This window comes from Bacillus nitroreducens, from assembly GCF_964021195.1.
On record NZ_CAXHYI020000003.1, the window covers coordinates 2,992,011 to 3,013,555 of the forward strand.

Genomic DNA, 21,545 nt, shown 5'->3' on the forward strand with positions numbered 1-21,545 from the left:
GTAAATACTAGTTGTAAGTAGGCTTGTGATAAAGTCAATCAATTCAAAGGCGCTAGCGTTTGCATTGCTTGATATGATAAGATTAGCCTTTGGCAATTGTAAGATGGATTCATTGCTGTCTTAGTGGATGTACATATTTAATAAGAGGGACTGTTCCTCGATTTGCTAAAATATTAAGCACTGGGGATGTTTGCAATTAGAGTGCAAGCTTTTCAAAAATGAAACAGTAGAACCGTCCCCGTGTTTCATTATAAGAAGAGAGATGTGAGGAATTTGGTAGATTTTTTAGGACTTGGTATTCGAAAAGAGATTAATTATACATTGAAGTCGTTGGGGATTGTGGAACCTACTTCGATTCAAGAACGGACGATTCCATCTGTGCTTGAAGGAAAAGATGTGATTGCGAAAGCACAGACGGGAACAGGGAAGACGTTGGCATTTGTTCTTCCTATTCTTGAAAAAATTGATGTGCAAGAGTCAGAAGTTCAGGCGCTTATCTTAACGCCAACACGGGAGTTGGCTCAGCAAATTTCAAAAGAAATAAAGAAAATGATCGAGAATCTAGATGGTGTCAATGTATTAGCTGTATATGGTGGTCAGGATGTGGAGCATCAATTGAAAAAGTTAAAAGGTGCCCAACATATTGTGGTTGCTACACCTGGTCGTTTGCTGGATCATATTCGTCGTGGAACCATTGATCTCGCATCGGTTAGGATGTTTGTGTTAGATGAAGCTGACCAAATGTTACATATGGGGTTTCTTCCTGAGGTTGAGAACATTATTTATGAGACATTTCCTTCAAGGCAAACGATGTTGTTCTCTGCCACCATGCCAAAGGAAATTCGGTCGCTTGCCAAAAAATATATGGTTGAGCCCGAGTTCATTGAAGTGAAAGCCAAAAAAGTAACAGTTGAAGAGATTAAACAAATTGTGATTGAAACAACGGACCGAAGAAAACAAGCAACGTTATTTCATTTGATTGATGAACACCGTCCATTTCTAGCGATCATATTCTGCCGTACAAAAATACGTGTCAAAAAACTTCACGAGGCATTGATTGCGAACGGATATAACTCAGATGAGTTGCATGGGGATTTACCACAGTCTAAGCGTGAAAAAGCGATGAAACGATTTCGTGAAGCGAAAACTCAGTTTTTAGTTGCGACAGACGTTGCCGCACGAGGACTAGATGTTGAAGGGGTAACACATGTCTACAACTATGACATCCCACATGATGTCGAAAGCTATGTTCATCGGATTGGACGAACGGGGCGTGCAGGTGGAGATGGAGTAGCCATTACTTTAGTCGCTCCGAAGGATCTGGATTTTCTTCGAATGATTGAGAAAGGGATTCATCAAAAATTTGAGCTACAAGTAATTAAAGGAATAAGTATCCCTGATCGGGAGGACTACCAGAAAGAACGTAGCGAACAAATGAATAAAGCAAAGCGCCACGAGGGTGGTCGAAAAGACAAAGACAGAAGAACTGGTGCAACGGTTTCTTCCAATCGAAAATCGGGGGATCGTCGAAGTAAAAACAATTCTAGACGTTCTCGATAAGGAGTAAACACAAAGTATGCTTTTAAAAACATAATTAAAAAATGGTGTGTTGCCCCTGGTGTTTGTAAAGATAAATGATTTATCATAAGAGCAACCAAGCACTCGCAGGTGTTGTTAAATCAACGTTTGTGAGTGTTTTTTGATTTTGTAGAATGTTCGAGTTGCTTATATTTGTAGAAGAGGATATTTGTGGTGTGCGAACAAATGTTTTATAATAGGTTTTCATAAAAAATAATTGAAATGTGGAGGTCTTGTATATGTATGTAACGATTGCGGATTTTATAAGAGAATGGAAGTGGGAGGCAGGCTTAACGCAAAAGGTTTTGGAAGGTTTAACGGATGATTCATTAAATCAAAAAGTATACCCAGAAGGTCGTACGTTGGGAAGAATTGCGTGGCATTTTACAACTAATATACCAGAGTATTTAGCTCATTTCGGGTTCAAAATTAACGAAGTAGAAAATGCAAATGATGTTCCTACCTCTGCAAAAGAAATTGCTGAAACATTTAAACAGATCAGTTCATCTGTAATCAAAAATATTGAAGAACAATGGACAGATGAATCCCTTAAGGAAGTACAAATTGCATTTGGCAGAGAAGAAACAAATGCTCAAATTTTTATGGGACTTATTAAACATATTGTTCATCATCGTGGGCAAGTTACAATTTTAATGCGTCAAGCTGGAATCAAACCTTTTGGGGTGTACGGACCACCAAGAGAGGACTGGATTCACTTAGGTGTGGAAAATCCACCACTTTAATCTATTACAAACAGTCCGTTTGAACATGAATACTTTTTTATCAACATTAAAGGTTAACAGGCCTTGTGTTTAAAAGTTTAACGATTATTAATACTAGCGGAGATACTCCCATGAATCATTTAAAACAAATCACTTCTTATTTTCTTATGCTTCCTGCTATCATTTTAGGAATATATGCAATGATCTCAAACGGTGTAGCTACAAGTATTTGGCTTCAAAACATACTTATTTGGTTAGTGGGTACCGTTATGGGATCAATTTATTTACTTTTTACGAAGAAGAAACAATTCAGCAAAGGAAATATGTTTCTGAACACCGTTTTAATTGCTTTACTCGTTCTTCCATTTTTATTTGATGGAATAGAGGGGGTTCATCGATGGGTAACAGTGGGTCCAATCAACATCTATATAGCGAGTGTTGTTTTGCCGTTCTTCATTATTCAGTTATGGAAATTGGCGTTACACAATCGTGAAGGTTATACACTAGGACTAGTATTTATCACATTATTACTGCTAGTTTTCCAACCAGATGCTGGTCAATTAACCGCATTCGCATGTGCATCCGCTATTATTGTATGGAAAAAGATTGGTACTGGGATGATACGAATTTTTAGCATTGTCCTTATTACCATATTCGTTATCTATTCTTGGGTTTTTCTTGATGAGTTAGCACCTATTTCTTATGTAGAGGATATTATCTTTTTAGTTGTAGACCTTGGAATGATCTGGTTCGTTTTAGGAATTTTGTCATTATTACTATTATTACTTCCATTTATTCTTGATAGTAAAAAGAATATTATTTCATTAACTGTAGGTGTTTATTTTCTCATGGCGATGCTTGTCACGTTTTTTGGGAATTTTCCTCTACCCATTATGGGATATGGGATTTCCCCAATTATCGGTTACATGATAGCGATCACTTGGCTTATGAAGAATCGAGCAATAATGGAAAAGAACGCATGCTAGTGCATAGTTGTAGGGAGGCGATGCTATCTACAAGCGGTGAGTATTACTAGACTAAGATAAAGAAGGCTTAGTTATTGAGTTAGGTGAGAAAAAAGTCGATTCCCAGCATAACGGAAATCGACTTTTTTAGTTTGAATCCCTTGATGAAATTAAAGACTATTGAACTGATCAATTGGTAAAACAAAAACTGTTGCTCCACCCACTTTTGCTCGATGACCAGGTAAAAAGGTTTCCACACTACCTCCTAAGGCAGAAATAGGGGGAATGTCCTTTTCACGAGTTTTTCCTGTTTGTTCGATGAGACGCAATACCTCGTCAACTCGATTCTCCTCGATTCCAATCAAAAATGTCGTATTACCTGTCCGTAAGAAACCACCGGTACTAGATAACCTTGTTGCACGGATATTATGTTTGTTAAACACTTTTGTCATAGCCTGACTATCTTGATTTTGAAGAATTGCGATGATAAGTTTCATGAAAAATAACTCCTTAGTTTTACTCATATGACCTCATTTTATCATAATTCCCTATATTTTCCGTAATCGTATCGTTTTTTTAAGAAGTTGAATAACCAGATAGTTGTTTGTAGACGAAGTGGGCATGAAAGAAGCTTGCATCAGTCATTTCTGGAAAATGGGGTAATATGAAGGGTTTGTATAGATGAATGAAGAATGCATAAAAGAGAACGAAATAATAAAATGATTGTAATTATAAACAAATATAAAAGGAGTTGTTACCATGAGTGTACGAACGCTTGCTACTTGGCTACTTAACTCAAAACACACAACGATTTTTACTGGAGCGGGGATGTCAACTGAGTCGAACATCCCAGACTTTCGTTCAAAGGATGGCTGGTGGAGAAACATCGATCCTAGGACTGTAGCAACAACCACTGCATTACAGAATAACTTTGACTTATTCCATGAGTTTTACACGATGCGAGTTCAAGGATTGAAGCAATGTTCGCCCCATCCAGGCTATTGGATTCTGGTGGACTGGGAGAAAAGGGGACTCGTTCAAGCAATCACGACTCAAAATGTCGATGGTTTTCACATAGCTGCAGGGAACCAAGAAGTATATGAACTCCATGGATCGATTCGTTCATTTCGTTGTGCAAGTTGTTCATGGGAGGTAACTGAGGAACAATTCCTAAATAAAGAAAGCTGCAAGCATTGTGGTGGTAATCTTCGACCAAATATCGTGTTATTTGGGGAGGGGTTGCCAGAAGATAGTTGGAATGCATCGATATCGCATATTCGTCGTTCAGACTTAGTTATCGTAATTGGAACAAGTCTTGAAGTTTATCCTGCTAGTGAACTTCCCAATATGACAAATGGAAAAACGGTATATATTAATTTCGAAGTGGATCAACATAACAGAAATTTTGATCTCATTATAAAAGGGAAAGCAGGAGAGGTGCTAAGTCAGGCAAATGAGTTAGTAAAAAAGTTGAATGGATAAATCATTCGTGGGTTTGGTGAAACAGTGGGACGGTTCTAGTGTTTCCCTATTTTTTTCCTTTTTTATGAATCGAAAGCATCTATTTCGTGACTCGAAATTTGTCAAAATAATAGGTAACCTACTCTATTAATCTAGTAGAGCAACTAAATTAAAATAATAGGTGAAGCAAAAAAAATGAGGGGGTTATGTTTTTGAGTGTAAAAAGGAAAGTGCTTACAGTTTCGTTGTCTGGTTTATTGGCGTTAGGAGGATTGACTGCGGTCGCTCAACCAGCCAGTGCAGTTGGGAATGGGCCAGGTACGGGTAATGGCAAGATTCAAACGTCGATCCTGCATACATATGACAGCATGGTTGATTATCTTAAAAAGCAGGAAGCTAAGCAGAAAGTCATGGATCTTGAGGTCATTGGCCAAACGGTAAAAGGTCGCGACATTTACATGGCGAAATTTATCTCCAATCCTGAGAATCCAACCATTCTTTTTCTTACCCAGCAGCATGGGAATGAACAGCTAACAACTGAAGGAGCACTAGAATTTATCAAGCATCTAGGAACAGGAAAGACGAAGGGAGTCCTGGATAATGTTAATATTCTAGTTATTCCGATGCTGAATGCGGATGGAGCTATGGGAGATGTGGACTTCTCACTTGATGATTACCTAGCGAGTGGCGACCGTCATTTGACACGCTATAATGCGAACTATATCGATCTAAACCGTGAACATGACAAACCAGTTAGCGAGATGGAACCTGAAGCAAGGGCTCTGCATGAAAATGTATTTCAAAAATATGACATTGACTATATGATTGACCTTCACCATCAAGGCACACGCAGTGCGGTGGATGGCAAGCTAGTTTCTGGATCGATTCTTTATCCTACCAATCCTAATGTAGATCCTGAAGTCCTTGAAGGCTCCAAGAAATTAGGGTCTATTGTTTATAACACTCTTCAATCCACTGGATGGGGACATATTGGGAAGTATGTTGGTGGAAACGGGGCAAACATCGGACGAAATGGGGCTGCTGTCCGCTATGACATTTCAACGCTTTTGTTTGAGATGCGTGGCATGTCCGACCATTACATTGAATCTTATGCACTTGGACAGAAGAGTAATGGATATCTGATCAGACAAACCATTCTTACACTGGACTCTACAGTTAGAGCGATTGCGGATGGTTCTATTGAAGAGGCAGATATAAGTTTCTGGGATACGCTGCCAAATCAATCTAACCTTCCTGGCGAGGAAGCTGACGAATAATAGGAATAGAACCCAAATACCCGTAGATGAACCTAATTATGTTCATCTACGGGTATTTTCTTTTTAATGGGAAAGTATCGAAACTTTAATGGTTATCTTTTTAAGTGAAGTCATAATAAATCTCTAGATATTTTTTTTCATTAAACTTGCCCAGGGTGCAAAATTCTAAAAGAATTATTTTAGTGTTTAAAGTTAAAATTAATGGTACAGTTAGAAAGGTACATGATAAAAAGTGAGTAGGTGAACAACATGATTGAGGTAAAAACATCTTCACTTAGTGATGGAGAATTCAATAGAGGGGTATTTGCTACACGTGACATTAAAAAAGGAGAGCTTTTACATGAAGCACCTGTAATTGCTTACCCAAATGAACAACATCAACACATCGAGAAAACCTTACTTGCTGATTATGCTTTTGAGTATGGGACAAACCATTCTGCTATTCTTCTTGGTTATGGAATGTTATTTAACCATTCATATGAACCTAATGCAAATTACGAGATTAATTTTAGGAATCATACATTTGACTTCTATGCTTTCCAAAATATCAAAAAAGGCGATGAGATTCTCATCAATTATAATGGAGATGTCGATGACAAAGATCCATTATGGTTTAATCAGGACTAAAAACGGGAAACCTGGGGACGGTTCTTGTGTTTCCCTATTTTTTTACAATTTAACAATTATGCACTGTCCCCAGACTTATTTACATTATAATAGAATGATTGAACCTTTTGAGTTATGTATATTGCTATAATCTCGGTCTAAATTACTGTAACCATAAACATTAAAGGGAATTTTCAACTTTACGTCGTATTATTTATCGTAATGTTTCTTTAAGTGTTCAGTATCGTTATTTACTAGAAATAGAATGAGAGGGAATCCATCTGAAAAAATATATAGTCGTTTCTATTAGTTTACTAGTTATTACCTTGATATCATTTAACTTTTATACGTTTCGTGAGCAACGTTTGGGTGATGTATTAAATATAAGTCATGTTGATAAAATGTATCTTATTGCTGAGAATAGGGACCAAAATGAATTTGAACTTATAAAAATTGACGAAGAAACAATCAATAAACTTGAACGGTTTTTAAATCAATATCAAGTGAAAGTAACAACTAAACATGGATGGATCTCAAACGATGAAACGGAACGATTTGAACTTTACTTTGAATATAATGATCAAGAAATAAGAAGATATACCATAGAACGAGAGATTGTTGTATCCGATCGAGCATATGAGGTTGTGAATGCTCCTATTAATTATCAAAGAATTGTTGAATTTGAAAAAGAGCTCAATTTAATTAATGATCAAGAAAGGGAATAGACCCTCTTAAATTCAGAAAATGGATATAGCTTACTTTGTTCTAATGGTATACCTCTATCAATTATACTTTTTTAATAATTATTAGCCATAAGGTAGTAGTTGCAATTTTAAGAAACCAACTCCCAAGCCTGCTGTATCTGCTTTATAAATATTTATAGATAATGAAACAGCAGAACCGTCCCACTGTTCTATTATGAATGCTGTAATAAAAAGTTAGATACAGCGAGGCTGCATGCTGAGAGGGCTCCGTTTCGGTCGTTATATTGTTTAAATATGATGTCCCATTTATCCTCGATAGGTAGGAGGATTTTGTTTTGAGTTAAGTGTCGGCTAAGGATATTCGTTAATTCGGGTTCACTAAATAATTCTCCGTGAATGACAATCTTATTCGTATCAATGATCATCGGTAGATTATTGATTGTAATGGAGAGATATTTAATGGCGTTATTTAGAATGTTGATTACGCCTTCGTCTCCCATTTTATAAGCTCTTAAGATCGTTTCGATCGTGACGTGATGTTTATCTGGTGATAACTGGCGTAGGAATGTCGTATTTGAGTTTTCGAAAAGAATACGAGATTTCTTAATAATCCATGCTTCACTTGCATAGGTTTGCAGACACCCCGTTTTACCACACTCACATAGCTCTCCATCTGGTTGAACAATCGTATGTCCGATTTCTCCTACTAATATATTGCCTTTTCCATAAGTATGCCCTTCGTACATATAGGAGCAAAACATCCCTCGACCAACATGAAAGAAAATAAAGTTTTGATCTTTGTAACTCCCATCAAAGATACGCTCAGAAATGGCCATACAATGTACATTATTTTGAAAATAGATCGGTACATCAAAGCTATCCAACACAGTGCCAAGATTAAAGTTCTTCCAAAGTGGATTGTTACTGTAGATGGTTTTTTCTTTTTTATTATAATGTCCTGGCAACGCAATACCAATAGCTCTTGGCTGGTAGGAGTGGTTGCTAAGAATAAACTGTTTTAATTCATTTATAAAATAATCCTCTGTTAATCTCTCACTACGGTTGCCGTCATCCAATTTAATGATTTTTTCATCATATATTTTCCCAGTATTGTTACTTAAACAGAATGAAAAAAACTTTTCAGATAACTCACAGCCGATATAAAAACTGTGATCTTCTGATATATCTAAGAGAATCCGCTTACGTCCTGAACCTTTGTTATCTGAAGCGTCTTCTCCACGTTCGTAAATTAGCTTGTCTTCTACTAAATGTCCAGTTAGTTCACTAACAGTGGCAGGGGTTATGCCAGTTTGCTTGGAAATTTCTATACGTGATATCGGACCATTCACGTAAATTGTATCTAATATGTTTGCAAGTAGTTTCATTTGTTTGTTCGTAAGTTGCATAGTCGTCTTACTCCTTCCCAACCTAGTAAAGAAATGATGTTGTGTTAATTATAAATTATAATGAATTGCTGTTTACAAATCAATCCAAATAAAAAAATGGTCTCACCAATAAGTTTTATTGATGTCATTTAGTCTAATGTGCAAAAATAAATGGAAATTTAGAAATGCCTGTATTGACAAAAACGCTTACATGAAATAGTATTTAATTATAAATTATTATTAATTATAGTAATTTTCGTCTTTTTTAATCATCTTTAATAATAAAAAATAAATAAAAGGAGGTATAACTGGAAAAATCTATTCTCATTTATCGGTCATTTTTTCCAACACCCAGACTGACACCCTTTATTACTAGTTATCTTTCTCCAATGATCGAAACGAAAAAGAATAGATACATAAATTCAACGTATAGGAAATAATTAGAAAAAGTCTATTGATCCTATTATATTTTATTTTCAAAGGGGGAGGAAGAAAAGTGAGTAGAGTAAATGAATTATTGGAAGAAAAATTAATGCCAGTTGCTTCTAGGGTAGGGAACAATAAATTTCTAATTGCCATTCGTGATGGAATTACATTGGCTATGCCGCTAATCATTATAGGCTCTCTATTTATGATTATTGCTAGTTTCCCAATCGCAAGTTGGGAAGCATGGTTAGGTGAAATGGGGATTGCGGATTATTTATGGAAAGGAACGGATAGTAGTTTCGGATTGATTGGATTAGTCGCCAGCTTCGGTATTGCGTATAGCTTAGCAAGGCAGTACAAAGTAGATGGAATTGGGGCAGGAATTATTTCATTGTCAGCCTTTATCATGGCAACTCCATTTATTTCCTCTGATGCAGGTGCAGGAATGCCTGTTGCGTATATGGGAGCAAAAGGATTGTTTATTGCGATCATAATGGGTTTGATCAATGGCTATATTTATCAGTGGTTTATTAATAAAAATATTCAAATTAGATTACCTGAAAGTGTTCCGCAAGCTGTTTCAAGAAGTTTTAGTGCCATTATTCCAGGTGCAGTCATTATTACAATGTGGTTAGCGATTTACGGAATACTATCTTCATTAGATCTACCTAACGTCCATGACATTGCGCAAGTAATCCTGGGTAAACCATTAGGACTACTTGGTAATAATGTTTTCGGAACCATTATCGTTGTTGGTTTGAATAGTTTATTCTGGTTTGTTGGAATTCATGGAGGAAACGTTGTTAACTCTGTGATGCAGCCTGTTTGGATCGCAAACTTAGATGCGAACCGTTTGGCATATCAAGCGAATGAAGAATTACAGCATATTATCACTGTGTCCTTCATGGATAACTTCGTCTACATAGGCGGGGGAGGTGCGACAATTGGGTTAGTTCTTGTTTTAGGCTATTTAGCACGTAAAAAGCATACCAGCAAACAGACAAAAGCATTAGCACCAATTACCGTTACACCTGGTTTATTTAACATTAATGAACCGACCATGTTTGGTGTTCCAGTTGTTTTAAACGTGATGCTCATTGTTCCATTCATTCTTGCACCAATTGTAAACGTTATCGTTGCCTATTCAGCGCTAGCGATGGGACTTGTACCATTAACAAAAGCAGCAGCTTCATGGACAATGCCGCCAATTATTAGTGGCTTTTTAATTACAGGTAGTATAAGTGGATCAATCCTACAAATTGTTTTAATTATATTGGATATCTTGCTCTATTTACCATTTGTTCTAGCGATTGAAAAACGCTATAAAGCACTCGAACAAAACGATGGATCATCAGAAAAAAATGTATCTTAAGCTGATGCAAGAATTTTAGGCAAATGATAAACGAAGTTAAAAGGAAATTACCTTTGAATGTCTTTCAAACTAGTAAAAACGTAAATAAATCTGAGAACAACTACAATAAGCAAGTGAAGGGATATGAATGTCAGATGGTAAAACGATTGATTAGTGCTAATGCTTCAGAAATTTTAGCCATGTCGGCAACAGAACTAAAACAAAGTATCAAAGCAAGTGCTGGACGCGTGATTATGTCCGAAAATGTGGCGGTCCGTGAATCCTATATTGGAGATATTACAAACGCGGAGATTGCTCGTGCGTTTGGGGCAGATTTGATTCTATTAAATGGGGTTGATGTTTTTACTCCAGAAATTTCAGGACTTGAGGTGAAGGAAGGAACTTTTGTAGAAGAACTTCGTCGTTTGGTTGGTCGACCAATTGGGATCAATTTAGAACCAGTGGATAACGAAGCCAATATGGAGGAAGAAAGATTAGTTATTTCAAAAGGACGTCAAGCCAGTTTAGAAACGATCCAAGAGGTTGAAAGATTAGGTATGAATTTTGTTTGTTTGACAGGGAACCCTGGTACGGGTGTTACAAATGAGCAGATTCAAAAGACGATCGAACTCACAAAGAAACATTTTACTGGGCTGATCATTGCTGGAAAAATGCATGGAGCAGGTGTGGATGAACCGGTTGCGGATGAAGATGTTGTAGCAGGCTTTATTGAAGCTGGTGCCGATATCATCTTGGTTCCTGCGGTGGGAACTGTCCCAGGTTTTGATGAAGAGGAATTGAAGAAAATTGTGAGAAAAGCTCATCAACATGGTGCGTTAGTATTATCTGCCATTGGTACGAGTCAAGAAAGTTCTGATGAAGATACGATAAAGCAAATTGCGATTCGAAATAAAATCTGTGGGGTAGACATTCAACACATCGGTGATGCAGGATACGCTGGTCTTGCACCTGTAGAAAATATATTTGCGATGAGCAAAGCAATTCGTGGCATTCGACATACCGTCTCAATGGTATCTCGCTCCATTAATCGATAATATATTCTGTTACAGATTAAAAAACCTCGTCATTTTTAAATGTCGGGTGATCAGCAACTAGTAGAACGAGTGAGACATGTAAAGAAGAATTTTGCTACGGTCTCACTCTTAATCTATCATTCTAGTAAACGATTATAATGATTTTGGAGATTTAAAGGAGGAGTATTTGATGAAAACGATTATGTTAGTTTGCGTGGCAGGAATGAGTACGAGTTTATTAGTGTCAAAGATGCAAAAGGCAGCAGAAGAACAAGGGATTGAAGCCAATATCTTCGCTAGATCAGCACAAGAAATCGAATTTGCGCTCGAGCAAAATGCTGTGGATGTTTTATTACTTGGACCACAAGTGCGATATATGAAAAAACAAATTGAAGAGGAAATAAAAGGGAAGGATATTCCGATTGCAGACATCAATATGCAAGATTACGGGATGATGAACGGTCAAAAAGTGCTCGAGCATGCATTAAAAATCATTGATAGTAAATAAGTTTTTCGGTAAACAATGTGGAGGTGAAAGGGAATGGTGACAGAAGATAAAAATGAGTATTATGAAGTGTCGTTTCAAATTATTAGTAATGTAGGTATGGCCAAAAGCCTAGCAATGGAGGCACTTTACGCAGCAAAAGAGGGGGATTTTGAAATAGCTGAGGAGAAATTGGTTGAATCCAAACAATTTTATGTCGAAGGTCATAAATCCCATGCGTCACTCATTCAAAGAGAGGCAAGTGGGGAAAAGCTAGAGTTTTCATTAATCCTTATGCATGCAGAAGATCAGTTAATGAATGTAGATACAATTACGCTTTTGGTTACAGAAATGATTGAGATGTATAAGCGTCTTAAATAGACTCAAAGATTTACTGATGAGATAAATTACTAAATATGAATCAGTCACCGTTTTTGGTTTGTTTTAAACAAAAATTTGAGAATCAGTCACAATGTTGAGAAATTAAACACCTTGTTTTTGGATTAAAAGAGAATTGGAACTCGTAATAAAACTATATTTATTTTTTAAAAGTCTCATAGTGATTAACTGAAAGCTATTACGGTTTCATTCGTTACTTTTAGAAGGAATAACCAAGTCCGTACGAATGGATAAAACGATGGAGGTGCTTTTCTTGAAAAATTGTAGATTTCTGACAGTTCTTTTTACTCTCGTGTTATTTAGTTTCATATTTTCAATGGCTGTATTTTCAGAAGAAAATGTAAACTTGATTAAAAATGGTGATTTTGAATTAGAAGATAATAGTTGGAATAGTACAAATCAAGGTATTATTGTTACTGGTGAAAGCTATGGTGATGGAAATAGAGCAGGTAGTGTGCCAAATACAGCGCTGTCAGGGAATTTTGGTAGTGGGTATATTGGGCAAATCGTGAACGTAGAACCTAACACCACCTATCGTGTAACTGCCATGGGTAAAGTAGACGTTGAAGGAGCAACAGGAATTTTCACAGGCAGATGGTGGAATAATGGTGCCCAGGGTTCCGTTATTACGAAAGAAGGAATGGATGCTAGTGGAACGATAGTTGATCAAGCCATTACCAGTTTAGATTGGGAAGAAGTTTCTTACGAATTCAACTCAGGAAATCATACTCAAGTTTTAATCCAATTAGTGAAATGGTCTGATCAGGAAGTGACAAAAAAAGCAAATCTCTACATAGACAATGTGGCAATGGTCAAGATTGATGAAAGTACTGACGAAGAAGAAAACCCTGAATACAACGTGGTTTGGGAAGACAACTTCGATCAAGATGAATTAAATATGGACGATTGGGGTTATGAGCTTGGCTCCATTCGTGGCTGGGAACAACAGCATTATGTGAATAATCCAGAAAATGTATATCTGAAAGACGGCAATCTTGTTTTACAAGCAACGGATCGTGCGGTAGAAGATCATTATAATAATCCCCGTAATCCTGATAGAAGAGTAATCTATAACTCGGGAAGTATTCGTACGCACGGTAAGCGTGAATTTTTATATGGAAAAATTGAAATGCGTGCTAAATTGCCGAAGGGCCAAGGTGTATTTCCAGCATTCTGGACCTTAGGAGCCGATTTTGTTCTTGATGGGAAAATCAATGGATTACAAGGGCGTGGTTGGCCAAGAACGGGTGAAATCGATATTACCGAGTTAGTTGGAGTAGCAGAAGACGGAAATTGGTACAACCGTACTGTTTGGCAGACCATGCATTATGGGGCAGGCACTGAAAATAACGGTAAATATGCAGGAAATGGTACAGGATATTCCATCCCTGCAGGGAATTTCAACGATGATTATCATGTGTTTGGAATCGAATGGTCAGAGGGAATCATCAAATGGTACGTAGACGATAAAATCGTGAGAGTGGTTGATTATTCAGATGATCCCCTAGCAATGTTGGTTTTTAATAAGCCTCATTATATTCAACTTAACCTAGCGATGGGCGGAGCATGGCCAGGTCCAGTTGGTGAAGATTTAGCAGGTACGAAGTATGAAATTGATTATGTAAGGTATATGAAGACCGCTCAACAAGAAGAAGATGCGATGAAATATTACGCAACTGCTCCAACACTTGATGGTGCGGAGGACGTTACCATTACACAAGGTGAAAGTGTTGATTTAGTAGCAGGATTACAAACAGAAGAGAATAATGAAATCGACTTCTCGATTGAAGATGAATATATGTTTTCTCCAACAGGAGGCAACACAAATGTTCAGTTGTTAATTAAGGGTAAACATGAAATGGAGAAAATTTCAGAACTCCCTGTTGGCCAATATAATATTCATTATAGTGCGTATCCGAAAGGTGTAAATCTTGATCAGGATCTTTCAGCTAAAGTGACACGAAAAACAGTCAAGTTAACTGTAGAACCTAGACCACAAACAGAGATTCATCCAGACCGGAAAGGTAATAAATATACCGTCGATGCCAAAGATTTAGGTGAGCTAGAGAAATATGTAGATGTTGTGGTGGAGATTGCTGAACAGAAAAATGCTAAAGTCGTCTTAACAACAGAAGCCATTAAAATGCTAAAAGAAGCAAATGCAACTGTCCTGATCTCCAATGGGGTAGTTGATCTTAAAGTCCTGGCAGCTGATTTGCCTGACCGTGAAACAGAATTTAAAGTAAAGGAAAAAAACGTAAAAGAAAAGTCCGTTTTAGTTGGTTATGACTTTACGATAAAACCAAAAGGGAATCATAAATTTACTGGAAAAGTAGGGTTAACATTTACGATCGATTCTATCCTTGTGAACAATCCCGAAAATGTAAAAGCCTTAGAATACAAGGAAACAACGGAGAAATGGGAAGTTATTGGAGGAGAGTACAAAGACGGGAAAATAACAGTCGAGGCGGAAGAGATCCGTAGAATTGGAGTATTTGAAATGGAATAGAGTATATATTGTAAAAAGTGTGTAAAAATGGGAAAGGTGTTGATTCAGAGGTGGAGCTGATATCAACACCTTTTTACCTAACCATGGTTTTTTATTAATGAAGTAGACTTAATCATTTTCAGGTAAGAGTTAAAGTTAGCCATGAATGAAACAATTTTAGATCAAACAACAACTGAACCGTTCCTGTGTTTAAGAAAGAAGGAACGGTTTCGACCTATACTGGTAAGTGAAACAGCAGAACCGTCCGAGACCACTGAAAAAGTCATAAAATTTTTAGTTAAATCAGCTTTTTATAAAAAGTTGAAAGTCATTCGGTTTTCCAAACATGAAAAACCCCCTAAATGGTATAATGGATGTTGACTAGACACCAAACCATAGGGGGTTTTTCATATGCTTCGACTAGTGCCAAAGCAATATAGCTTTCATTCTGTATTATACGATAAAATTCCGGAAAATCATATCCTTAAAAGGATAGTTAGTATAATAGATTTTAGTTTTATTAATGAAATACTTAAGGAATATTATTGCGAAACTTTTGGAAGACCGGCAAAAGAACCTGAGTTAATGTGTAAACTCCTTTTCCTTCAGGAAATGTATAACCTCTCTGACGAGAGGTTGATTGATGAAGCTAGCTATAATCTAGCTTATTTGTATTTTCTTGGTCTTGACCCCGAAGATACACTTCCCGATAAAAGTCTACTATCAAAGTTTAGAACAAAACGGTTTCCAGATGATAAACCTTTGGATAAGATTTTGACACACATTGTTGAACAATGTGTGGACAAAGGGCTTATTAAAGGAAACAGTGTCAGTATTGACGCAACACACATTGAAGCAAATACTATTAAGAAAACACCTGAAAGACTGATGAAACATTTAGCACGAAAAGTCCTTAAAGCACTAGAAGAAGAAACTGGCCAGGTACCTGTTGACTTGCCTGCAGAACCAGAATATATGGAAATTGAGGATCATAAAGAAGCGAAGGCTGTTATGAAAGAGTACGTTGATAGGGTGATTGAATGTGTAGAAAAGCAGGTAACTCCTACAGAATCAAATACCAATGAAATGATCAAAAAGACAAAAGAGATTATTAACGATCCAAAATTTATGCAGCAAAAAGGTGTTCGCTCCGTTATAGATGAAGATGCTCGGGTTGGACGCAAAAGTAAGTCCCAAGATTTTTTTGGCTATAAAACCGAATTTGTTATGACAACAGACGAACGAATTATCACTTCTGTTCGTACAGCCAGCGGATCTTATATGGATGGCAATTTTACAAATGAAATGTTGAATGACACTTTATCTTCTGGTATTAAGGTAAAAGAAGTTTACGCAGATAAAGCATATTTTAGAAAATCAATTTTGGATGAAATTAAAGTCTTTGAAGCAAAGGCTTATATTCCTGTGAGTTCCGTTGTATATAGAATAGATGAAAGTGAATTTACATATAACAAAGACTCTGATGAGTGGCAGTGTAGCCAAGGAAATACAACCATTCAGAAGAAACATTTTAACACTAAAAATAAAGACGGTGATAGAACAGGGTATAAATATTATTTCGATATTAAGCAATGTAAGACCTGTCCTTTACATGACCAATGCGCAAAAAAATCAGCAAGAAGAATCCTTGTCGTCGGAAAAAACACCACAGAGTTTTATGAAATATCACAATTTCAGAAGTCAGAGGAGTTTAAAGAAAAATATAAGAAGAGGGCTTCTATCGAAGGTAAGAATGCAGAGCTCAAACGTTTTCACGGCCTCTCCCGAGCCAGGGGGTATGGTCTATTAAGTGTGTCTAAACAATCTAAATTGGCAGCCATAGCAGTTAACTTGAAGCGGATAGCAGCTATTGCATCCGCTTCATCAGTTAAATAAAGGGGGAATGGAACACCCACCCCCTCATAATAATAAGTTTCAATAAAAATAATCCCATTTTTGGTAGTCAATTTTAAAATTTCGAAGAAATGGGAGTGGGAGTGAAAAAAACCTCTACTTTTTCACTGGTCTCGAACCGTCCCCGTGTTTCATTTACCAGTAGTATGGGTAACCGTATCCGAAGCCTGGGTATCCGAATCCGTATCCATAGAATGGGGGAACTAAAGCACTAGCTAGTAGTCCGCCTGCAAGGCCGCCTAAGAATGGTGCAAAGCCCCAGCCCCAAGGACGACCAAAGCCAAACCCGAATCCTGGGCGGCCAAACCCGAATCCTGGACGACCAAAGCCAAATCCTGGACGGCCGAACCCAAATCCTGGTCTTCGAATAATCCTCTCATCATTTCCATAATGTTGAATAGGCTGATACTGAGTGTACATCGTACATTCCTCCTCATGTGCAATCTTGAAACTCATAAATTCCCTTTTAAAACATGTGATGTTTACCTAATATGAGCTTTCAACCTAGTGTATGTGTCCATATGGGAGGAGGTATAGATGAGTGCCTAGTAGGACTGGTTTTTCTTGGAACTTAATTCGTTTTCAATAACTAAGGGTTGAATGGCTTTCGCGGCATTAGGCTTAATTATGATATTCTTTTACTTCATATTTAAAAAGTTTTATGAATCGATCATCTCTTTCAATTTTTCTTCACATTTTGAATCATGTTTTTTCTTGGAGCAGTTTGAATATATGAAGGATGGTAAGCAAATTTTTCAAGAGGATGAAGCTCTACTTAAATAGTGATTACATTAGGATAAAAACTACCAAAAAGGATCTGCGCCTATCTTGATCTATTTACAAAACCATAGGGTTGTACTATACTTTCTTCAGAATACAAAAAAATGAATATTTCGCAAATAGGTTTCTTACAATTCTTTTTCTAAGAGAATGTAAGACTAAGAGGGAAGTTGGTGTAAGTCCAACACGGTCCCGCCACTGTAAGCGAGGAGGAAGGTTATAAGATCCACTGTGTTTTTTGCATGGGAAGGAATAACCAACCGTTGATTCGTAAGTCAGGAGACCTGCCTATTTGTTTTTTTAAGCTTCCTCGAGGAAAGGAACGTTTAAAGTGCAAAAAAATCGATCATATGATATTTATTTGTTATCGTAGAATGACTTTACGAGAGTTCGATAACAAATAGTGGTTCATTTTGCCTTTACGAAACGCTCTTCCTCTGGAATGGCGTTTTTTTGTGTTCAGAATTAAAAGGGGGAAAATTAAATGAAGGAAATGTTGAAAAAATGGGGTCTACTCAGCCTACTTTTTCTTTTCACGATTGGCATTGTAGCGGGTTGTAGTTCGCAGGAAAAAGTGTCTCAAGAGGAGGAAGCTCCAAAGGTTGAAAATGTTGAAGCGGAGAATGGCAATCAAGAATTTCCAATTATGATTAAAGATAGCGCGGACCGAGAAGTGACGATAGAAGATGAGCCTGAAACCATTGTTTCCATTCAGGCAAGTATTACAGAAATTGCATTTGCACTTGGGTTAGGTGAAAAAATTGTTGGTGTATCTGATTATGATAATTATCCAGCGGAAGCACTTGAGATTCAAAAAGTAGGGGCACAGGATATCAATGCGGAAGTGGTACTCTCCCTTCTTCCAGACCTAGCACTTGTGACGGATTATCATTACAATACACATCCTGATATTTTGAAGCAGTTTGAAGAAGCAGGAATTGATGTGGTTGTCATTGGAAGTGCTTCATCGTTTGAGGATGCATATAAACATATTGAAATGATTGGAAAAGCGACAGGAACTATAGCTGAGGCAAACGAAATTGTGACTGATATGAAAAATCGTTTTGACGAACTCAAGGAAAAAGCTTCAGTTATTACGGATAAAAAGAAAGTGTGGGTTGAGGTTTCGCCAGCTCCCGATATATTTACAACTGGAACCAGTACGTTCATGCATGAAATGATCGAGGCCATTCAAGCAATCAACGTAGCAGAGGAGCATGAAGGGTGGGTACAGTTAACAGAGGAGGAAATTGTACAATTAAATCCTGATGTAATTATTACTACTTATGGCTACTACATAGAAAATCCAACAGAAGAAGTATATGGACGTGAAGGCTGGTCTGAAGTGCCAGCAGTGAAAAATAAACAGGTCTTTGATGTGGACAGCGATACAGTTACGAGACCAGGTCCTCGGTTAATTGAAGGAGTCGAGACTCTTGCGAAACATATTTACCCAGACGTTTTTAACCAATAAAAGTGCATGGCTGTACATTCTAAGCGGAGGGTTTGTCCTTAGTACAGCCCTCCTAGGCTTATTGATTAGTAGTGTCAAAGTTCCTGTTCCAACGATTTTACATATTGTCCTAGACAAAACCTTTGGCTGGGGCTGGTTAACCGAAGTGGCTCGAAATGAAGAGATGATTATTTGGAATATCCGGTTACCACGGGTCATGCTGGCATTTATGGTAGGTGCATCCCTTGCATTAGCGGGTGCTGCCTTCCAAGGCTTATTACGAAATCCATTAGCGGATCCTTATACAATCGGGGTTTCATCTGGTGCGTCACTTGGTGCGGTTTTTGTGATCTTTTTTCAATTTTCGATCTTTGGGTTAGGGAACTTTACGCTACCTGTTGTGGCAATTGTAAGTGGTTTTGCTTCACTTCTCATTGTGTTCGGACTGGTTCGATTGAGTAGTCGAAGTTTAGCAATTGAAACGATTATCTTGGCGGGGATTATTGTAAGTTCGTTTATTGGTGCAGTTGTTTCCCTCATTATTTCACTAAGCGACCAAGAATCTATGACTCAAATTATCTATTGGTTATATGGCAGCGTTGGTTTAAGAGGCTGGAGTCATGTTCAGTTGATTCTTCCATTTATGCTGTTGGGTTTCCTTATTTTGTTCTACCATTACCGGGAGTTGAATGCGTTAGCACTCGGTGAGGATGCCGCAGATCATATTGGGGTTGATGTGAAGAAAGGAAAGTTAGCTATCCTTATTGGAGCCTCCTTACTAACAGGTGCAGCTGTGGCGGTGTCTGGGTCGATTGGTTTTGTAGGACTTGTCATCCCCCATTTAGTGCGGATAGTTACAGGGCCCAATCATCGCCATGTTCTACCACTTTCATTGTTGGTAGGAGGAGCGTTTCTAATACTAGCAGATTTAGTATCTAGAACGATAATTGCTCCAGAAGAACTCCCCATTGGTGTTGTGACAGCTTTAATTGGTGCACCAGTTTTTGCCGTATTGTTAATCAGAGAAAGAGTGGGAGGGGAACGTAGATGATTACAATTCATAATTTAGTTGGTGGTTATTCGAATTCCCCGATTATAAACGGAATCAATCTTGAGATTCATCAGGGTGAATTTTTTGCCCTTTTAGGACCAAATGGAAGTGGAAAAACAACCCTTTTTAAACTGATCACGGGCCAATTGCCAATTCTAGAAGGTGAAGTGCTTCTCTCTGGGGGAAAAATTTCAACGCTTTCAAAGCTTGAGAAGGCGAGGAAAATGGCCGTTCTTACGCAGGAGGCAAATGTTTCATTTGACTATACAGTAGAAGAAATTGTGAGTTTAGGGCGATATCCACATCAAAAAGGTTTATTTAAACAGCTAACCAGAGTGGATCGGAATGTCATTGAAGAGGTCATGGACATTACAGACATCAGTCAATTTCGAAACACACCTTTCCGAATGATCAGTGGTGGGGAAAAGCAACGGGTGTTATTAGCGAAAGCCTTGGCACAAGAGCCTGAGATTTTGCTTTTAGATGAGCCAACCAATCATTTAGATGTGAAACACACATTCCACATGCTGGATTTATTAAAAGAACGCCAGCAAAGTAACGGGTTAACTATTTTTTCCATTCTGCATGATTTAAATGTAGCTTCACAGTATGCGGATCGAATCGCCATGCTTTACCAGGGCCGTTTTTTAGAAGTGGGAGATGTTGACCATTTCAGAAAGACAGACCAACTAAAGAAGGTGTATGAAGTGGAAATTAAGCTTGGATCACATCCGACGATTTCAAAACCACAACTGTTAATGACACCAGGTTACCAACAAGTACAACCTCGTACACGTTTTGAAGATTCCTATCAGATTCATCAAACGAAGGAATATATTCATGTTCAATTCGATCAACCATTGCGAACATTATCAAATGGGGTCATTGGGGATGGGATTCAGTGGTTAAAGCATTTTTGTAATTTTCATGTGGATAAGAGTTATAACGGTTCAAGGCCTGATCAAGATGTGCGAAATTGGATGAGAGAGTACTCCATCCCTCATGATCAAGCGGTTGGTATGATGACGGCCGTTCAAATAGAAGATGTGGTTATTCGTCATGAAGAATTTGAAGGAATTCAAATGCTAGCTGTTGTAACGGCAGGTACTGGAAATGCTGTCGATATAACAAGTCCTTCACAAGCAAAAGTGAGTCAAACAGTAGGAACTATTAACACGATGCTGTTCATTGATTCACATTTTTCAGATGGCGCGCTAGTCAATGGTTTTATGTCAGCGACAGAAGCAAAAACAAAAGCATTACTCGATATGAAGATTAAGGATCCTTTGTCCAACACTATTGCAACAGGCACATCAACGGATTCACTCCTTCTCGGTCTTACGCAACAAGGAGAGAAGACACCATACGCGGGTTCAGGAACCACGGTTGGAAAAGGGATTGGTCGAATCGTGTATGAAGCAACAAAAGAAGCCATCCAAAAATATGTACATAGAGTTGCAAAATAAT

The 21,545-nt window shown here is 37.6% G+C and carries 18 protein-coding genes, 1 pseudogene and 1 riboswitch; of the genes and pseudogenes, 16 read left to right on the forward strand and 3 right to left on the reverse strand.

Going from position 1 to position 21,545, the window contains the following annotated elements:
• Positions 1-273: 273 nt before the first annotated feature.
• The 3 genes from ACWPVE_RS18490 to ACWPVE_RS18500 all read left to right on the forward strand — a co-directional run bounded on the left by ACWPVE_RS18490 (position 274) and on the right by ACWPVE_RS18500 (position 3,286).
• Positions 274-1,560, forward strand: a complete 1,287-nt coding sequence (locus ACWPVE_RS18490) for a DEAD/DEAH box helicase (protein ID WP_453995926.1) — start codon at positions 274-276, stop codon at positions 1,558-1,560.
• Between the two features lie 257 nt (positions 1,561-1,817).
• Positions 1,818-2,321: a DinB family protein gene (locus tag ACWPVE_RS18495; RefSeq protein ID WP_453995928.1), complete on the forward strand. Its 504-nt coding sequence runs from the start codon at positions 1,818-1,820 to the stop codon at positions 2,319-2,321.
• Between the two features lie 110 nt (positions 2,322-2,431).
• The gene (locus tag ACWPVE_RS18500) at positions 2,432-3,286 is read left to right on the forward strand and encodes a hypothetical protein (protein ID WP_453995930.1); all 855 of its coding nucleotides are present in this window, start codon (positions 2,432-2,434) and stop codon (positions 3,284-3,286) included.
• A 149-nt stretch (positions 3,287-3,435) separates the two neighbouring features.
• Here ACWPVE_RS18500 and ACWPVE_RS18505 read toward each other — a convergent pair whose 3' ends face one another.
• Positions 3,436-3,762, reverse strand: coding sequence for a cyclic-di-AMP receptor (locus ACWPVE_RS18505; RefSeq protein WP_453995932.1), 327 nt, complete (start codon positions 3,760-3,762; stop codon positions 3,436-3,438).
• Positions 3,763-4,024: 262 nt separating this feature from the next.
• Between ACWPVE_RS18505 and ACWPVE_RS18510 the strand changes: the two genes are divergently transcribed.
• The 4 genes from ACWPVE_RS18510 to ACWPVE_RS18525 all read left to right on the forward strand — a co-directional run bounded on the left by ACWPVE_RS18510 (position 4,025) and on the right by ACWPVE_RS18525 (position 7,334).
• Positions 4,025-4,747: an SIR2 family NAD-dependent protein deacylase gene (locus tag ACWPVE_RS18510; protein WP_453995934.1), complete on the forward strand. Its 723-nt coding sequence runs from the start codon at positions 4,025-4,027 to the stop codon at positions 4,745-4,747.
• A gap of 185 nt (positions 4,748-4,932) precedes the next feature.
• Entirely contained in the window at positions 4,933-6,003 is a 1,071-nt protein-coding gene (locus tag ACWPVE_RS18515; RefSeq protein WP_453995936.1) for a M14 family zinc carboxypeptidase, read from the forward strand.
• Between the two features lie 249 nt (positions 6,004-6,252).
• On the forward strand, positions 6,253-6,630 hold the full coding sequence (locus ACWPVE_RS18520; protein WP_453995938.1) for an SET domain-containing protein: 378 nt from the start codon (positions 6,253-6,255) through the stop codon (positions 6,628-6,630).
• Positions 6,631-6,974: 344 nt separating this feature from the next.
• Positions 6,975-7,334: a hypothetical protein gene (locus tag ACWPVE_RS18525; RefSeq protein WP_453995940.1), complete on the forward strand. Its 360-nt coding sequence runs from the start codon at positions 6,975-6,977 to the stop codon at positions 7,332-7,334.
• A 191-nt stretch (positions 7,335-7,525) separates the two neighbouring features.
• Here ACWPVE_RS18525 and ACWPVE_RS18530 read toward each other — a convergent pair whose 3' ends face one another.
• Positions 7,526-8,719 carry an ROK family protein gene (locus ACWPVE_RS18530; protein ID WP_453995942.1) on the reverse strand — a complete coding sequence of 398 codons (1,194 nt, stop codon included), beginning with the start codon at positions 8,717-8,719 and terminating at the stop codon, positions 7,526-7,528.
• A 475-nt stretch (positions 8,720-9,194) separates the two neighbouring features.
• Here ACWPVE_RS18530 and ACWPVE_RS18535 point away from each other — a divergent pair, with 475 nt between their 5' ends.
• The 6 genes and pseudogenes from ACWPVE_RS18535 to ACWPVE_RS18560 all read left to right on the forward strand — a co-directional run.
• Entirely contained in the window at positions 9,195-10,496 is a 1,302-nt protein-coding gene (locus ACWPVE_RS18535; protein ID WP_453995944.1) for a PTS sugar transporter subunit IIC, read from the forward strand.
• Between the two features lie 134 nt (positions 10,497-10,630).
• Complete coding sequence (locus ACWPVE_RS18540; protein WP_453997629.1) at positions 10,631-11,530, forward strand: DUF7916 family protein; 900 nt, start codon at positions 10,631-10,633, stop codon at positions 11,528-11,530.
• A 169-nt stretch (positions 11,531-11,699) separates the two neighbouring features.
• The gene (locus tag ACWPVE_RS18545; RefSeq protein ID WP_453995946.1) at positions 11,700-12,017 is read left to right on the forward strand and encodes a PTS sugar transporter subunit IIB; all 318 of its coding nucleotides are present in this window, start codon (positions 11,700-11,702) and stop codon (positions 12,015-12,017) included.
• Between the two features lie 33 nt (positions 12,018-12,050).
• Complete coding sequence (locus tag ACWPVE_RS18550) at positions 12,051-12,374, forward strand: PTS lactose/cellobiose transporter subunit IIA (RefSeq protein ID WP_453995948.1); 324 nt, start codon at positions 12,051-12,053, stop codon at positions 12,372-12,374.
• A gap of 271 nt (positions 12,375-12,645) precedes the next feature.
• Positions 12,646-14,901, forward strand: a complete 2,256-nt coding sequence (locus ACWPVE_RS18555) for a family 16 glycosylhydrolase (RefSeq protein WP_453995950.1) — start codon at positions 12,646-12,648, stop codon at positions 14,899-14,901.
• 390 nt (positions 14,902-15,291) lie between these two features.
• Positions 15,292-16,761, forward strand: a pseudogene (locus tag ACWPVE_RS18560) (IS1182 family transposase); the annotation flags it as partial.
• A 168-nt stretch (positions 16,762-16,929) separates the two neighbouring features.
• Here ACWPVE_RS18560 and ACWPVE_RS18565 read toward each other — a convergent pair.
• Positions 16,930-17,214: a hypothetical protein gene (locus ACWPVE_RS18565; protein WP_453995952.1), complete on the reverse strand. Its 285-nt coding sequence runs from the start codon at positions 17,212-17,214 to the stop codon at positions 16,930-16,932.
• Positions 17,215-17,678: 464 nt separating this feature from the next.
• A riboswitch (cobalamin riboswitch) is annotated at positions 17,679-17,880 on the forward strand.
• A gap of 178 nt (positions 17,881-18,058) precedes the next feature.
• Here ACWPVE_RS18565 and ACWPVE_RS18570 point away from each other — a divergent pair.
• From ACWPVE_RS18570 to ACWPVE_RS18580, 3 genes are read left to right on the forward strand one after another with little or no spacing between them, the layout of a single operon-like run.
• Positions 18,059-19,048 (forward strand): ABC transporter substrate-binding protein, encoded by a 990-nt coding sequence (locus ACWPVE_RS18570; RefSeq protein ID WP_453995954.1) that lies wholly within the window; start codon positions 18,059-18,061, stop codon positions 19,046-19,048.
• Complete coding sequence (locus ACWPVE_RS18575) at positions 19,011-20,078, forward strand: FecCD family ABC transporter permease (RefSeq protein ID WP_453995956.1); 1,068 nt, start codon at positions 19,011-19,013, stop codon at positions 20,076-20,078. Before ACWPVE_RS18570 ends, ACWPVE_RS18575 begins: the two co-directional genes overlap by 38 nt.
• A complete protein-coding gene (locus tag ACWPVE_RS18580) occupies positions 20,075-21,544 on the forward strand; it encodes an adenosylcobinamide amidohydrolase (protein WP_453995958.1) in 1,470 nt (489 codons plus the stop codon). Before ACWPVE_RS18575 ends, ACWPVE_RS18580 begins: the two co-directional genes overlap by 4 nt.
• The last annotated feature ends 1 nt before the right edge of the window (position 21,545 follow it).

What these genes read in the sequence shown, in the direction of transcription:
- ACWPVE_RS18495 (WP_453995928.1), top strand. Translation starts at nt 1,818, where the DNA reads ATGTATGTAACGATTGCGGATTTTATAAGAGAATGGAAGTGGGAGGCA.
- ACWPVE_RS18500 (WP_453995930.1), top strand. Translation starts at nt 2,432, where the DNA reads ATGAATCATTTAAAACAAATCACTTCTTATTTTCTTATGCTTCCTGCT.
- ACWPVE_RS18505 (WP_453995932.1), bottom strand. Translation starts at nt 3,762, where the DNA reads ATGAAACTTATCATCGCAATTCTTCAAAATCAAGATAGTCAGGCTATG.
- ACWPVE_RS18510 (WP_453995934.1), top strand. Translation starts at nt 4,025, where the DNA reads ATGAGTGTACGAACGCTTGCTACTTGGCTACTTAACTCAAAACACACA.
- ACWPVE_RS18515 (WP_453995936.1), top strand. Translation starts at nt 4,933, where the DNA reads ATGTTTTTGAGTGTAAAAAGGAAAGTGCTTACAGTTTCGTTGTCTGGT.
- ACWPVE_RS18520 (WP_453995938.1), top strand. Translation starts at nt 6,253, where the DNA reads ATGATTGAGGTAAAAACATCTTCACTTAGTGATGGAGAATTCAATAGA.
- ACWPVE_RS18530 (WP_453995942.1), bottom strand. Translation starts at nt 8,719, where the DNA reads ATGCAACTTACGAACAAACAAATGAAACTACTTGCAAACATATTAGAT.
- ACWPVE_RS18540 (WP_453997629.1), top strand. Translation starts at nt 10,631, where the DNA reads ATGGTAAAACGATTGATTAGTGCTAATGCTTCAGAAATTTTAGCCATG.
- ACWPVE_RS18545 (WP_453995946.1), top strand. Translation starts at nt 11,700, where the DNA reads ATGAAAACGATTATGTTAGTTTGCGTGGCAGGAATGAGTACGAGTTTA.
- ACWPVE_RS18550 (WP_453995948.1), top strand. Translation starts at nt 12,051, where the DNA reads ATGGTGACAGAAGATAAAAATGAGTATTATGAAGTGTCGTTTCAAATT.
- ACWPVE_RS18565 (WP_453995952.1), bottom strand. Translation starts at nt 17,214, where the DNA reads ATGTACACTCAGTATCAGCCTATTCAACATTATGGAAATGATGAGAGG.
- ACWPVE_RS18570 (WP_453995954.1), top strand. Translation starts at nt 18,059, where the DNA reads ATGAAGGAAATGTTGAAAAAATGGGGTCTACTCAGCCTACTTTTTCTT.
- ACWPVE_RS18580 (WP_453995958.1), top strand. Translation starts at nt 20,075, where the DNA reads ATGATTACAATTCATAATTTAGTTGGTGGTTATTCGAATTCCCCGATT.